The sequence below is a fragment of the Sphingopyxis sp. genome (assembly GCF_050725655.1).
GTDB lineage: Bacteria > Pseudomonadota > Alphaproteobacteria > Sphingomonadales > Sphingomonadaceae > Sphingopyxis.
Window position 1 is genome coordinate 17320 of the sequence record NZ_JBOHHT010000121.1, and the last position, 15434, is coordinate 32753.

The following is a 15434-nucleotide window of genomic DNA, read 5'->3' on the forward strand; positions in this document are numbered from 1 at the left end:
CATCATGAGGGTATGAAACCTGTAGTCAGAGAATCCACTTCGGTATCAAAATATTGGTTTGGGCTCCCCGTCGCTTCAGACCAAAATTTATTGAGCGCAATTCGGAATGGAGTGGCTTTCCGAGAACTCGCTGGTTGAGAAGCTTTCGGCCAATGGCTGAAAACGTCCGTTCTCAGAAAACAAATCTCACAATAGTATGCGGCCGAAACATGAGAAAACTTGCCCTCCGTGACAGCGACACACCGAGCATCGTTCCGTTCGAGAATTTCGTAGAAAGGTTGAATATAAGCGTAGGTCCAGAATTCTTTTGGAATCACCCCAGAGGCGGCGGAGAATGAAATCGGCGATTTTGAAACCTGCACGCGCCCAACCGAAGCGATATCGCCCCGAGCGCAAGCATCCAGAAACTCCTTTCGAAGAGCATCTTCCGGTTTCTCACCGTCCTTCAGGGAGGCACATTCTGACCACCGGCTATCAACGGCCAAATGACGAAAAACCTCATGCATCGGCATCCAGCGGGACTCGGGCTTCGAAAGTTCTCCGTTCATTTCGCTGGACGGTCTGGGAGCAGATAATTTGAATCGCCACCACACGTTCCGTTCGAACCATCCGATCGAATAGAAGTGCCAAGCGGAGCCTGCTATCCCGAATGCGAGAAGCACCACTCCTAGCCAAAAGGAATAGATTGAAGCCCATTCTGGGAAAGCATCAGGCGCAAATACACCTATGAGGCCGACACCCGCCGAGGCAGGAAATCCGATCCACTTAGGTAGTTTTGAGACAGCCCCCATTCTGCATCCATACCGGGAACCAACATCAAGGCAAAGATGGTCGATCTAGACTTTGCGGAAATCCCGAACTAGCGTCTTCGCATTAAACGGAGAGATACAGGAAATGACTGAAAATCAAAGGGACAGTGGCCAGAACCGTGAAGAGCGTAGCGCTAATCCGCCTCCCCCTCCCCCTCCGGCCAGTGAGACCCCTCCTCCACAAAAGAAGGGCTGAGCGCATGACAGGCAGCAAACCTACCCCTTACATTCCAGACCACGCTCGACCACCACCGCCGCCGCCGCCTAGCTCGCCTCCCCCGCCTCAGAAGCCGAAGATGTAGGACGTCGGAAACAATCGACAATTCGCTTCATCCAACCCGCTCGGCTCGGAATGCTGATTAGGCGCATCTCGACCTGACGAATCCGTGATGCCGGTATGAAGGTAAGGTTCGCTCCCCAACCGTCGATCGACACCGTTTCCCTGTAATCTTGTTCGTCACCCTCGGGCGGGACAACACGATCGACATACATGGCAATGTCGCCGTTGTTCCCCGCCACGAATGGGCCAAAGGGTAGCGCTCTCATTTGATAAGTTTGCGAGCAGTGCAACCAGGTCCGATCTTCCAATTGCACAGAGATTTGAGTGGCCGGAAAACGGCTGTTTTCTGCGACTACGGCGCTCCATGCCGACGGTGTATCATCAGTCCACGAAATCCCCGATTGCCGAAGAAAATATCTGTAGATTCTGCGTCCCCACAGACGCCATGAAACACCGAATAGGACGGTTCCTGCAGTCGATGCAGCAATTGACCACTCGACCTTCCAGCCTTTTGTTATCGAAAGCAGAGCAATCGTCACGATTCCGAATGCCGCAGCTCGGAATGGGATATCAATCCCTTTGTGATGATCTCGAATGCCGGAATAAGCTATGACATATGCAAGGTATCCTGCGCCCAGGCCAACTTGGATATGCAACGGCAAAGAGAGCAATTTTTCGTTCATATCTATCCCCTCGCTCAGTCACCCGGATGCGTTGGCCGTCGCAAGACAATTCCTGATCACAGCCCCAGCCGGCGTCGTGCGAAGCCTTCAAATGCGTCGATTTCCTTGGCAAGCGCAGTTGCCTCCTCGTTGAGGATGTCGATCCGCTCTTGGACAAACGGTTTCGGATCCTCAGGATCGTCGTGCGTGGGGTGTACTGTGCGCAAATCGTTAGAACCGTGAACAGGCCAGGTCTTATTTGCGAGAGTTTTTGAGAACTTTCGAATGGCTTGATGGGTGCAACCCCAACGCTCGTTCAGAGCTGCATCTACGAAATCGTATCTTGAACCCTGCCAGTGGGACACCTTGAAAAGCCCCGCCGTCCCCGGATCAATGTATGACCCCACGCCGAAATCTTGGTCTTTTAGAAAATCAATAATCTCTTGCGGGATGGTTTCAACGATCAGGTCAAAAAGTTTCAAATCATGAGCGCTTGCGGCCTTCCTCCCAGAAATCTCGGCGAAAAGCCAAGCGATCGCTGTCGTAAAAATTGCCGCCGTTTTTGCAGGGTCGATTGGGCGAGCGTGGTCGGGCCAAAGGCCAATTACGATGGCAATAATGAGAGCGCAGCCCGTCGTTAATCGGCCTTGAAGGGTCGTGAGGTGATCAAGAAATTTCATTAAGCGGAAACCCTAGCAAGAGTGAACCTCCAAACTCCGAGCTAATCGCCGAAAGAGTGAAGATTCTTTACCAAATCGCCTGTCAGCGGCAACTGCTTCGCATAAAATCGCTCAATCTGATCTACCGACGTCCCAGCATTTTTTGCCAAGCTGTAGATGTTGACCTTTCCTTTCGAGTTTATCAATCGCATGCAAATGGCGGTGTGGCGCAGCGAATAAAGCGAGTATTTTTCTCCGGTGCTTGGGTCGTTTTCAATTCCTGCCTTGTCCATCACTTCCTTGAACTGACGAGCAGCAATTCGACCTGCCGTTGTTCGATTTTCGTACTCCGGAAAGAAGAGAAAGTCGGATGGCTGAGAATCCGGGTTGCGAAGCTTAATTCTTTCAAACACCGACACCGCCGCTTCCATCGTGTTGCTTATGCGCCGGCCGGTTTTCCCGGTTCTGACGTTGATCAGGAGTCTTCTTGGTTCGTCGCCGGCGACAGAAACATCTCGGTGCTTCAAAGCGAATAGCTCGCTCGTCGTGGGGCGGACGAAGGAATGGACAACGAAGATAATGAGGTCCCGCATCTCAGCGGTGATGCGAACTCCCCTCACCTTCTTTTCATCGTCCGCTAAAGCCTTCGCAGCTCTCAGCAGCTTTTGATATTTGTCGTCCTGTTTCGAAACCAACGGATAGAAGTCAAACCGAGATCTCGGACTATCCTTCTGCGGCGTCCTTGGAGTGGATGGAATGCTATCGATAGCACCGTCATCTCGGGCGAGCTTCAAGACATTTCTTAATGTGGCTGAGATTGAATTCAACGTCGACGACTTCAAATCCGGCCGCCGCCTCCTGACATCTTCGATATACTCTTGATACTGGCGAGTCTTAATCTCTCGCACGTCTTTCCCCCGAAAAGCGGGCATCAATCCCCACTCGGGATTCACAATGCACAGCTTGATCGTACGGACATAATTGGCGTTGCGCTCCCCCCTGTCGATCCGTGTTTGCCCAGCTCGAATGAGCCGATCCGCATAATACTCGAACGAAAATTCCCGTTTGACCGTCTTGATTCCGCTGAGCAAATCCTGAGCAAGGTCCTCGGCAGCCTGACGAGCCTTAACTTTCGACGTCTCCTTGGTGGATCGAACCTTGTTGCGCTTCTCGCTCGGAATCCAAATTCTCGCCATCCAATATGGGCTAGCGTTGACCCTATAGATTGCGAGCCCCGGGCGAAGGATTTGGATTGGCTCGGACAGGGCGTTCGGTGAGGGTTTAGCCATGCCATGTTTTTAGAGAAAAAAACTATAAAGTCATCCTATAAAGTCTCGTATAAACCTTTGAAAATCAACTTGTACGTAATAACTCTTAATCAGCGGGTCCTAGGTTCGAGCCCTAGTGCGTCCACCATTTTCTTGACATATGATGGCTTCATCTGGCGCCTCCGGCCGGAATGGGATGCAGGTCGGTCAACTCCGATTTTGCCGCCTGTCAAGCCGCTGAAATTATAGTGGGCCCCGGTTTCACGGACGGGTGTCCAGAAGCTTGAAGCGGATCGCAACCCCGCCACCCGGCGCCATTGCCAGATCCAGGCTGTCGGCGCTCGTCACCAGGCGCTTGCTGATCGTCAACGCCGCCGGGTTGGTGCGATAGTCCGCGCCCGGTCCATCGGCATAGATTTGCGCTTCATAGCGCTTGCCGGGCGCGAGGAAATCGAGCCGCTGTGTCAATTTCCGCGCCTCCTCGTCGGTGATGCCGCCGAGATACCAGTCGCCCTGCCCGCGCGGCTGGCGCGCGATGACGACATAATCGCCGATGGCGCTCTGCAGCGTGTGCGACACCTCCCAATCGGCGGGGACGTCGCGGATGAATTGAAAGGCATCGAGCCGTGCCTCGTAATTTTCGGGGAGGTCCGCCGCCATCTGGATCGGCGAATAGATCACGATATATTCGGCGAGCTGCGTCGCGAGCGTCGACTGCACCCGCCGCGTCAGCTCCTTGCCGCTCCGCGCGATGTCGAAGATTCCCGGCGTATAATCCATCGGCCCGGCGAGCATGCGCGTGAAGGGCAATATCGTCATATGCTCGGGCGGGTTCGTGGGATTGCCCCACGCATTGAATTCCTGCCCGCGCGCGCCCTCGCGGCTCACCCAGTTCGGCCAGGTGCGGCGCAGGCCCGTGTCCTTCACTGGTTCGTGCGTGTTGATCGCGATATGCAGCTTCGCCGCGCGTTTCACGACGTCGAGATGGTGGTGCACCGCATATTGGCCCGCGAACCATTGCCGTCCGCCGTCGCCATCGACGATCGTGCCGCTGTGGCGGACATAGCCGGTCTTGATCAACGACACGCCGTTGTCGGCGTAGAGCTCGAGCGCCGCATCAAGCTGACGCGCGTAATTTTCGATGCCGCCGCCGGTCTCATGATGGCCGATCAGTTTAACGCCCCTGGTCTTGCCATAGCGGGTGATCTCGGGAAGGTCGAAATCGGGATAAGCCTCGGCAAAACTGAACTTGTCGCCATTGGCGATCCAGTCGCCGTCCCAGCCCTTGTTCCACCCCTCGACGAGCACGCCGTCGAAGCCATATTTCGCCGCGAAATCGATATAGCGTTTGACGTTGGCGGTGTTCGCGCCGTGCGTCGGCCCGCTGCCCCAGGTCGATTTCTCGAGGTGCATTTCCCACCAGATGCCGACATATTTGCCGGGTTTGAACCATTTGCCGATGTCGGGAAGCTTGTTCGGCTCGTTCAGGTTGAGCGCGATCCGGCTGTCGGCGAGCGCGCCGGGAGTTTCGCCGACCAGCACGGTGCGCCACGGCGTCGTGAACGGCCCCGCTTTCTTCGCCAGCGTCCCGTCGGGCCACGGCATCAACCATGCGCTGTAGGTGCCCGCGCCATTGCCTTCGAGCAACATCGAGGGGAAATCGACCAGCGCCGCTTCGTGGAAAGACAGATAGAGACCGTTATCGCCCTTCAACGTCAGCGGCGTTTCGGCGAGCGTGATCCGCCGCGCGTCGGTCTGGGTATAGAGATATTCGTCGCGCTCCTGGCCGAGACCCTGATACCACCACGCCTGATAGGCGCCGACGGTGCGGAATTGCGTCTGATCGGTGGTGACCGAAACCGTTTGTCCTGCCGGAATAGCGGCATAATCGTACCGGAAACCGAACCCGTCGTCGAACAGGCGGAAGGTCACGCCCACCGCCTTGTTCAGCGCGGTGTCGCCCGCGAGCGTCACCGACAGGTCGTTGTGATGGTCGCGGATCAGCCTTTGTTCGCCCCATGGCTGTTCCCAGCTCGTATCGACCGACGACCGCTTCGCATGGCCGATCGCCGTAAAGCGCGGATCGGCCTCGCCCGCGAAGCGCAATCCCAGCCGCGACGGCGCGATCACCGTCACATTGCCGCGCTTGACCTCGTAAAGCGCCTCGCCGCCTTCGACCGAAACGCACAATTCGAGCCGCTTGTCCGGCGACTGCGCACATTCGCGCGCCGCCGCGGGCGATGCAATCGCAAGCATCGAAAGGCCGAACAAAAGGGACGTTTTGGAGATCATTTCATTCTTCTTTTTGCTGGGGAAGCGTGGATTATTTCTGGAAAGCCGAAAGCAGTTGCTGGCGCAGCATCGCGCGCTCATCGGGACGCATCGGGCCGAGTGCCCCGCGCAGCGCCGCGGGGATATGCCCCGATGCGATACCGGGATCGCCGAACACATGGGCGTCGAACATCGCCCGCCAATAAGCGCGCTCGCCGGGCGGCAGGTCCTTGAGCGCGAGCAACGCTGCGAGAAAAATATCGTTCGGCCTTTCGATCCCCTTGGCGGTGTCGCCCCACCAATAATTTACCATCGCATTGTATGGGTCGAGCGAGGCGACATGGTGCCACCAATATTTGGGGATGAAGATCGCGTCGCCGGGTTCGAGCAACGCAACCCGCGCCGCAGCAAGCGCCTCGCGGAAACGCGGGAAGCGGTCGAAATCGGGATTTTCGGGGTCGACGAGCGATAGCGGCGGCGGATTGTCTAGCGGGCCGATATAGAGGTTCGCGGCTTGGTCGGGCGGAAACAGGATGAAGCGCCGCCGCCCCGCGATGACGCACGCCAGATTATGGTCGCGGTCGTTGTGCGTCTGCGTCTTTACCGCCCCGCCGAGCCACAGTTTCGGGCCAACCGCGGCGGGCAGCAGCAGCATCGGATTCTGCCGTATGAATTCGGGCAAGGCGTCGGCGAGCGACAGCATCTGGATTGCCACCGTCGGCGCATTCTCCTGCCCGATCAGCCCCTCGATCCGCGCCAGCGTTTCGCGCAGCGGCGCGCTCCGTTTGGTGAAGGTGAATTCGCGCATGTCGGCGCGATAGGTAAAGCGTCCCCCGGCGCGCGCGGGTGCTTCCATCACCGGCACCGCCGCGCCGCGGTCCATTCCCGCGAGATAGGCGTTTAGGCGGCCGGGCGAATGCCGCCCGGCCGCCAGCGCGACCCAGTCGTCGAACAATCCCTTGATGACGACGGGCGTTTCGGCTGCAACGAGCGCGGCAAAATCAGCTGGCGCCGGCGCGCCACGCGCGGCGATACGCGGCAGCGTGTCGAGCGGCGACGGCTGCCCTGCGGCGGCCCCGAGACGCGCGGGCTCAACCATGCGTGCGCTGTACGATGCCCGTCAGATAGGCGTCGTGCGGGGGCTGGCGCAGCACCTGTTCGCGCACGAAACCCAGCATCTTGCGGAAATGGACTTTCACCTCGTCGGGCGGCACCCGGTCGACCGCTGGGCGCCAGCTTTCGGGGACGATGCCGTGTCCGGTGAACAGCGCGCGCCAGCTGTCGGGCGGCAGGCTTTCGTCTTCCTGCGGCGCAAGCTCGCCGCGCGCCCGAAAGAAATCGATCATGTGCGCGAGCTCGTCCGAAACCGGCAGCGCGCGCGCCGCGTCCCAAAAGGGGCCGGCATAATTCTGCAGTGCATGGTGCGCCGCCTGGAAATCGGCGACGCGCGCGAAATGAGAGCGCGTGATCCGGTTACATTCGGCGCGCCGTGCCGCATAGCTGTCGCCATCAGCCGGATAGACGCCAAGCAGATGCACGATGCCAAGCTGGAGGCCGTGCAAACCCAGGCCGTGGCTGGGGTCGAACGAACAGGCCGCCTCGCCAAGCCCTATGACATTGCCCGCCCATGGCTCGCTCGCCACGCCGGGCGCGAGCGCGCGGATTGTCGCCGCGTCCAAAGTCAGGCCGCTCGCCGTCTCTGCGGCTCGCAGCGCCGCGTCGTCGGTCGTCGCGGCACTCGAAAAGACATGCACGACATGCGTGTGGGTCAGGCCGGGGAACAGCCCGGTCCAACCGTTCGCGCCCGCGCGTATCTCGGCATAGACGGGCAGCGCGGCAAAGCGCGGGGCCAGCGCGGTCAGCATCCGGTCGCCGGGCATTGCCCAGCCTTCGAACGCGCCGCCGAGTGCCTCGCGCAGCAGGCCCTCGCGCGTGACATCGGCGAACAGCGCGCTTTCGACCCGTCGCCCGTCATCGAGCAGCAGCGCGGCGATGCCGTCGCCGCCGCGCTCGACCGCGACGCTTGTCGCCTCGAAAATCTCGACCCCCAGATGCCGCGCGATCGCTTTCAGGCTCTTCGCATGGGCGACAGCGGGCAGATGATAGCCATAATCGCTGCGGCCGTAGACCTCACTGTCCTCGTCGGGCAGGAACAGGCGGCCATTATGCGCGGCGGTTGCGGTCAGCGAAAAATCGTCGAGCCCGACGCCCAGCCCATGCCGGCGCGCCTTGACCCAGTGCGGGAAGAAATCGCCGCCGTTGATGCCGGTGCCATAGGCGCCATAGCTGTGCAAGAAGGCGCCGCGCCCCGCCCCGCTCGCATCGACGAAATTCTGGCCGAGCGTGAACGCGCCGCGCACCCCGCGCAGCAGCGCCGCCTCGTCGATGCCGATCTGGTTGTGGAGCGCCTCGATTGCCGGCAGCGTCGCGTAGAGATCGGCCGGGCCGTTTTCATCCGGCAGCGCGACCGCACGAACGACGACGCCGGCGGGTCCGAGCGCGCGCCGCAACGCCGCCGCCGCCAGCCACAGCGGCGCATCGCGGCCGAGCAAGGTGATGTCACGAACGCCGCTCATGCCGCGTTCGCCGGAACGCCGGGTCGCGCCTTGGCCTCCGACGCGCAATAGCTCGCAAGGAATTCCGCGTGCGGCGTCATGTCCGCCGCATTGACCGCGATCCGCTCCGCCAGATCGTCGAGCCGCGCCTGCAAATCTGCCGCCGACAGGCGACGGGTTAGCGGATTTGCCGCCGACGGCAGAACGCCCTGCCCCTCGAGCACCGACAGCCAGCTGTCGCGCGAGAAAAGGCCAAGCCTGTATTCGGGCGCGGCGGCGCTTTCGCGAAACAGCGCCATCTTGTGCGCGAGGCTGTCGGGCAGCGTCATGTTGCGCACATGGTCCCACATCGGCTCGCCGACGCGTTCGTTGGCGGTGTAGTGGAGCACAAGGAAATCGCGCGTGCGGTCATAATGGACCGCGAACAGCCGGTTAAATTCGCGCACCATGCGCGGATCGACCTTTTCACCGCGCCGCGGGATCAGGCCGGCAAGGTCGATCGTCGCGGCCTGGATCAGAAAGATGCTCGTCGATTCCAGCGGTTCGAGGAACCCGCTCGCGAGGCCGACCGCGATACAGTTGCCCGCCCAGCCGACTTGCCGGCGCCCCGCCTGAAAGCGGAGCAGGCGTGGTTCGTCGAGCGCTTCGCCGTCGATCACGCCGAGCACGGTCTGCCGCGCTTCCTCCTCGCTGCAAAAGCGGCTCGAAAAGACATAGCCGTTGCCCGTCCGGTGCTGCAGCGGGATGCGCCAGGTCCACCCCGCCCGTTGCGCGGTCGCGCGCGTATAGGGGGTCAGCGGCTCGACGCTCGTACATGGCACCGCCATCGCCCGGTCGCAGGGTAACCAGTCGCTCCAGTCGATCCACGGCACCCCCATCGTCTGCCCCAGCAGCAGCGAGCGGAAGCCGGAGCAGTCGATGAAGAGATCGCCCGAGACCTCCGCTCCCGAAGCCAGTGTCAGGCTTGCGACATCCCCGCTTTCGGCGTCACGGACGACATCGACGACCTTGCCTTCCATCCGGCGGATCCCGCGCGCGGTCGCCCATTTGCGAAGATAGGCGGCATAAAGCCCCGCATCGAAATGATAGGCATAGCTGTAGGTCGAGCGGATCGATTTCGGATCGCCGTTCGGATGCTCGAAGCCATTGGCGTGGCACGCCGCGACCGCAAAGCTGTAGTCCTGCAGCGAGCGGCTGTCGGTCCCGGCCAGCCGCGCGCGTGCCCAGTGATGCTGGAAGTCGGCGTTGGTCCAGCGATCGCCGAAGGTGCCGAACGGGTGAATATAACGCACCCCGGGGCGCAGCCAGTCGACGAATTCGATCCCCAGCTTGATGGTGCCGGCGGTCTCGCGCATGAATTCGGCTTCGTCGATGCCGATCATGTCGTTGAAGGTCTTGATGTGCGGCAGAGTGGCTTCGCCGACGCCGACCGTCGCGATCTCGTCGCTCTCGATCAGCGTGATGTCGTAGTCGGCCGCCGCGAGCAGCCCCGACAGCCCCGATGCACACATCCAGCCCGCGGTGCCGCCGCCCAAAATGACGATGCGATAGGGTCCGTGCGCGGTCATGACCGGTTCCTTACTCCCTTTGAAAACGAAGACGCGACCGCCGCAAGGGAACGGCCGCGTCCCAGTGGAGGATCAGAACTTCACGCGCGCGCCGAACTGGAAGCGACGGTCGACGCGGCTCCACGCCGAGTCGAAATATTTTGCCGCCGCGCCCGGGGTCTGCGGAGAATCGCCGAAGACCTGCTGTTCATAGACCGTCGTCGTGTTGAGCAAGTTGGTTCCGTCGATCGAAAGCTCCAGCCACTTCGTCGGCGAGAAGCGCAGCGACGCGTCGAGGAAGCCCGCCGCCTTCTGGAACACCGGCAAGCCGATGCAGCAGTCGAGATTCTGCGTCAGATAGCGCGACCGCCAATTATAGGCGACGCGCAGCCCGACCGGTCCCTTTTCGTACAGTCCGACGAGGTTGAACGTGTGCTTCGAGATCCCGGCGAGCTTGTGCGAGTCGAGGACGAAGCCGGTGCCGCCCAGCGACTGCTGGCCCGCGCCGAACGCCCCCACGTCGCCGCTCGACGACGCGGTGAACAGGTTCGAGTTGTTGATCCCCGATTGATGCACATAGGTATAGTTCGCCTGCATGCCGAGCCCGCTGAGCAGGCCGGGCAGGAAGTCGAAGAAGGTCTGGTAGGCGACTTCGCCGCCCCAGATTTCGCCGCCCTTCCGGACGTTGCTCGGCCCGTTGATCTGCACCGTCTGGGTCGACGTCCCATTGGGAACGTCGCGACCGAACTGGCCAAAGGAGATCGCGTTGGTCAGCTTCTTGTAGAACAGACCGGCCGTTACCGAGCTGTTCGACCCCATATAGCGTTCGAACGTCAGGTCGAACTGGTCCGCGCGCAGCGGCTTCAGCGCCGCATTGCCCGAATTGGCCAGGAACACGAAATTATAGCCGGTGACATTCTCCGGCGTGTGCGCGGCGGTCGGCGAATTATACACGACATAGGGTGAATCCGCGGTCGTGTTGATGATCGGCGCGTTGATCGCGAGCGTGTTGCGCAGGAAACCCATCTGCGGCCGCGAGATCGCCCGCGAATAGGCGAAGCGGACGAAAGTCTTGTCGTCGAATCCGAAACGCAGGTTGAGGCTGGGAAGCCAGTCGGTGCGCGTCGTCTTGTACTTGTCTTCCGCCGCGGCGCCGTTGGCGAACGCGATAATTTCCGGCGTCAGATAGCAACGCGGATTGACGACATTATTGCCCGTCAAAGGCGTGTTGCACGGCACCAGATTGTCGAAGATGTTCGCGGCGGGAAAGGCAACGCTGCCGGTACTCGCGATCTTCGTCCGCACGACGCGCAGCCCGACATTGCCCTGCAAGGCGACGCCGCCGAGCATCAGCTTGTCGCCCCCGCCGAATTTGACCATCGCATAGGCCGCTTGCGTCTGTTCGCGAACGCGAAACTTTTCGCCGGGTGTGAAGCATTCGTCGACGGTCGCATCGGGGCGATCGCAGATTGCGGTATAGCCCGTGCCGAGCGGCGACCCCGTGGTCGCGCCGCTCAGCGACTGGATCAGGCGCGGAAAGTCGCGAAGCGTATCGCGGTTGAGGAATACGAGCGGCCCGTTGGGATAGGCGCTGCCGTTATAGAAATCGCCGAGGCTCTGTGATTCCCATATCCCCTCGCCATAGCCCTGAAAGGGCGCATGGCCGGCGTTGCCGCCGCAATTTCCCGTGCCCGTCGGATAGGCGCCGCCGGTGGTGTTATCGGCGTTGAAGCCCGGGCCATTGCAGTTCCAGCTGGCAGCGATCGGCGTCCAGTTGAAGGTCGAATAGCGCACCGTCTGCTTGCGGTCGGCGTAGCGCACCCCGACCTTCAGCGAATCGAGCCAGTCGCTTTCGGGGAAATCATATTCGGCGTCGCCGCGCAGCGCGAGTTCGTTGGCGTCATTGTCCTCGACATGCCCCTGGATGAACGGGATCCAGTAATTGTGCGGATTGGCGAGACCGCCCGTCGCATAATTGACGTTCGATCCGGGGAGCAACGTCACCTGCGGCGTGCCATCGCCGTTCACGCTATAATCGTAATTGGCCATCGATCCGGTCGCGACCAATATGTCGTTATTATAGGTCGACGCATCGATATACTGCGCATCGAGGTCGAAATGCAGCCGGTCGCTCGCGTCCCAGCTGATATTGGCTGAGAAATCGCGGGTTCCTTCGCGATGGTCGAAATTGCGCGCTTCGTTCTGAAAATAAAGCCCGTCGCGCTGCGTCGCGCAATTCCCGCCCGGACCCGCTCCGCAATAGTTGACGAACGGCTGGCCCGGCACCGCCGAACCCGCGTTGATCGCCGCCTGCACGCTCTCGGTCGTGCCACTGAAGCTGCCGTGCGGCTGGGTCAGCAGTCCCCCGGTCAGCATGCCGTCTGCACCGAAGGTCAGGCCGCTGCTTCCGGCGAGGATCGATCCGGTGCGCGGGTTATAAGCGCGCGTGCCGAAATAATTGCCGTCCAGGACGGCGTGGCTGGCGCGCTCGAGCCAGGCATTGGTGTAATGCGAGTCGATATACTGGATCGTCGCGCGCAAGCTGCCCGAATTATTTTCATATTGCAGCGCGCCCGCAATGCCGCGCCGCTTGCGGTCATAGTCGACCTGCGAATAGCGAATGCCATCGGGCGCATAGGCCCAGCCCGTGCCCCCGAACGGATTGGCGCTGCAAGGCACGCTGCCATCGGCGTTCACCGTGGCGCGCACGACTCCGTCGGGGGCCACCGTGCCGAAACCCGCCGAACAATAGGTATCGATCTTGTCCATGATCACGCTCTCGGTTCGCGTGACGACATGGCTTTGCGCATAACTCGCGAGGATGCCGAAGCGACCGATCGCGGTATCCCAGGTGTTGCTGATCAACCCCGAGAATTCGGGCGTCCAGCGGCCCGAGCGATCGCCGTAATTTATCCGGACGGTCCCCGTGACGACGAGCCCTTTCTGGTCGAACGGCACGCGTGTCCGCAGATCGACCGTGCCGGCGAGGCCGCCCTCGATCATGTCCGCCGTCTGGTTCTTGTAGACGTCGATGCCGGCGAGCAGTTCGGGCGCGATATCGTTGAACTGGAGTCCGCGCGCGGCGTCGGCGGAGAAGCTGTCGCGGCCGTTGATCTCGGTGCGGACATTGGTCAGGCCGCGGATGAGCACGTCGGTCGGCTCGCCCGACGGGTGCGTCGAGTCATCGGCCGATTGCAGGCGGTTGACCGTAATGCCCGGAATACGCTGCAGCGCCTCGGCGGCCGACTTGTCGGGAAAGGCCCCGATATCGGTCGCGGTCACCGAATCGACCACGGTCAGCGCGTCGCGCTTGCGGCCTGCGGCATCCTCCAGCGCGGCGCGCACGCCGGTGACCACAATCTCGTCATTGCCCGAACCGCCCTCGGGCGCGTCCTGCGCGATCGCCGGCGACGTCATCAACAGTCCGACGGCCAGTACCGACAGCGAGGCGCCGCCCGACAGCATGCGCCCACGACATTTCGCGAATCCCTTGAGCCTCATCGCTCTCCCCTTCCCATGGCGCCCCATTTGCGGGGCTTTCTCTTTATCGGTGCGATGCAGGAATCCCCGCTCGCCCATTTGCATAGTTTTGCGTATTGTTGCACAAATGGCAAGCCCCTTTCGGAGCGCGCTAAAATCGTAATAAAACCCAACTAAATATGCAGTTTAATTGGAATTTCTGCCTTGCCCGCCCGCCGCGTATCCGCTGCACGCATACGTTTGCATCGATAAGCATTAATGCAAATATTTGCATTACAAGTCAGAGGAGATGCGCTTTTTTGCTGCAGGTTCCGGGCAGCGTCAGGATTGCGAGCGCGGAATACGCAGCGCGGCAAGCGCGGCCGACGCAAGGAACAGGGCCGCCAGCGCGAGGGCCAACGCCGGCTCGCCAGCAAACAGGTGGCGCACGATGGGGCCGAGACAGATCGCCGCGACGAGCTGGGGAATCACGAGGAAGATATTGTGGATGCCCAGATAGACACCGACCTTCCCGGGCGGCACGGCGTTGACGATGATCGCATAGGGCAGCGACAATATCGCCCCCCACGCGACGCCGATCCCGGCGGCCGCGATCCACAACCATTGCGGGCTCGGCGCAAGCACGAAACCCGCCATGCCCGCCGCACCGCACAGCAGGCACAGCGCATAGGTCGCCCGCTCGCCGATGCGCGCTGACACCGCAGGCAGCGCAAGTGCGCCGATCGCGGCGACGCCATTATAGGTCGCGAACAATATGCCGACCCAATCGGCCGCAGCAGCATAGGGTGCAGACACCGGATCGGTGGTGCCGAAATGACGCGCCGCAACCGCGGGCGCCGCATAAATCCACATCGCGAACAACCCGAACCAGGTGAAGAATTGCACCGCCGCCAGCCGGCGCAGCGCGGCCGGCATGCGCTGGAAATCCTCGCCGATCTGCAGCAGGCCGAGCGAGCGGTCGCCGCGCGCGCGCCGCCGCCCGGCCGCGAGCTGGGCAGCGCCCCCCAGCATCGCCGTCGACGCAAGCACGATCACCTCCCATTGCCAGCGCTGCAGCAGCGCGAGCAGCAGCAGCGCCGCGCCGGCCACCGCCGGCGTCCAGCCGCCGAGACTGAGCCGCGCGATCGGCCCCGCCACGCCCGTACCCGCAGGCCGATCCTCCGCCGCGACGGCGCCCGTCGCGGGCTGCTCGCGCGTCGACAGCGCTGTCCAGAACACCGACAACAACAGACAGGCGCTGCCGATATAATAGGCGTAGCGCACCGACGGCGGCAGCGCACCGCCGCTCCCGGTGCCTGCGACCCCGAACCAGTTCACCAGCATCCACGGCAGCGACGAGGCAAAGACCGCCCCCGTGCCGATGAAGAAAACCTGCACCGCATAGCCCTTGGCGCGCTGGGTGTGCGGCAGATTGTCGGCGACCAGCGCGCGCGACGGGTCCATCGCGATGTTGATCGACGCAGTGAGCAGCCACAGCGCCGCGATCGCCGCCCACAAGGTCGTCGCATTGGGCATGACGAAGAGCGCGATCGCGGTGAGAAGCCCGCCCGTGATCAGGAAAGGACGCCGCCGACCAAAGCGCGAGCGCGAATGATCGCTGAGATGCCCGACGATCGGCTGGACGATGAGCCCGGTGAGCGGCCCCGCGATCCACAGCACGGGCAGCGCCGCGACATCGGCGCCCAGCGTCTGGAAGATGCGCGTCGTGTTCGCATTCTGCAGCGCCCAGACAATCTGGATGCCGAACAATGCAAAACACATGTTCCAGACATGCAAATTCGTCGCGGCAAAGCCGCGCGATGCCGCCCCCGCCCCGCTCTTTAGCGGGTTGTCGGCATGCAAATCTTGCATTACCTCCCCCTTCCTGTGCTATCGCATCCCCACGTCAAACACGGATGGCATC

10 protein-coding genes are annotated in these 15434 nt (G+C 61.6%); all 10 read right to left on the reverse strand.

The features are described from left to right. Positions 1-2 precede the first annotated feature (2 nt). On the reverse strand, positions 3-791 hold the full coding sequence (locus ACREBX_RS19525; RefSeq protein WP_431563395.1) for a hypothetical protein: 789 nt from the start codon (positions 789-791) through the stop codon (positions 3-5). 282 nt (positions 792-1073) lie between these two features. Continuing rightward, positions 1074-1772 carry a hypothetical protein gene (locus ACREBX_RS19530; protein ID WP_431563396.1) on the reverse strand — a complete coding sequence of 233 codons (699 nt, stop codon included), beginning with the start codon at positions 1770-1772 and terminating at the stop codon, positions 1074-1076. A 56-nt stretch (positions 1773-1828) separates the two neighbouring features. Continuing rightward, entirely contained in the window at positions 1829-2431 is a 603-nt protein-coding gene (locus ACREBX_RS19535) for a hypothetical protein (RefSeq protein WP_431563397.1), read from the reverse strand. A gap of 41 nt (positions 2432-2472) precedes the next feature. Continuing rightward, on the reverse strand, positions 2473-3699 hold the full coding sequence (locus ACREBX_RS19540) for a hypothetical protein (RefSeq protein ID WP_431563398.1): 1227 nt from the start codon (positions 3697-3699) through the stop codon (positions 2473-2475). A 240-nt stretch (positions 3700-3939) separates the two neighbouring features. Continuing rightward, the gene (locus ACREBX_RS19545; protein ID WP_431563399.1) at positions 3940-5970 is read right to left on the reverse strand and encodes a glycoside hydrolase family 97 protein; all 2031 of its coding nucleotides are present in this window, start codon (positions 5968-5970) and stop codon (positions 3940-3942) included. 31 nt (positions 5971-6001) lie between these two features. After that, positions 6002-7048, reverse strand: coding sequence for a cupin-like domain-containing protein (locus tag ACREBX_RS19550; RefSeq protein ID WP_431563400.1), 1047 nt, complete (start codon positions 7046-7048; stop codon positions 6002-6004). Then, the gene (locus tag ACREBX_RS19555; protein WP_431563401.1) at positions 7041-8525 is read right to left on the reverse strand and encodes a tryptophan 7-halogenase; all 1485 of its coding nucleotides are present in this window, start codon (positions 8523-8525) and stop codon (positions 7041-7043) included. Before ACREBX_RS19555 ends, ACREBX_RS19550 begins: the two co-directional genes overlap by 8 nt. After that, complete coding sequence (locus ACREBX_RS19560; RefSeq protein ID WP_431563402.1) at positions 8522-10072, reverse strand: tryptophan halogenase family protein; 1551 nt, start codon at positions 10070-10072, stop codon at positions 8522-8524. The genes ACREBX_RS19555 and ACREBX_RS19560 overlap by 4 nt, the downstream gene beginning before the upstream one ends. A 72-nt stretch (positions 10073-10144) precedes the next feature. Next, complete coding sequence (locus tag ACREBX_RS19565) at positions 10145-13552, reverse strand: TonB-dependent receptor (protein ID WP_431563403.1); 3408 nt, start codon at positions 13550-13552, stop codon at positions 10145-10147. Positions 13553-13852: 300 nt separating this feature from the next. Further along, positions 13853-15382, reverse strand: a complete 1530-nt coding sequence (locus ACREBX_RS19570) for an MFS transporter (RefSeq protein WP_431563404.1) — start codon at positions 15380-15382, stop codon at positions 13853-13855. Between the last annotated feature and the right edge of the window lie 52 nt (positions 15383-15434).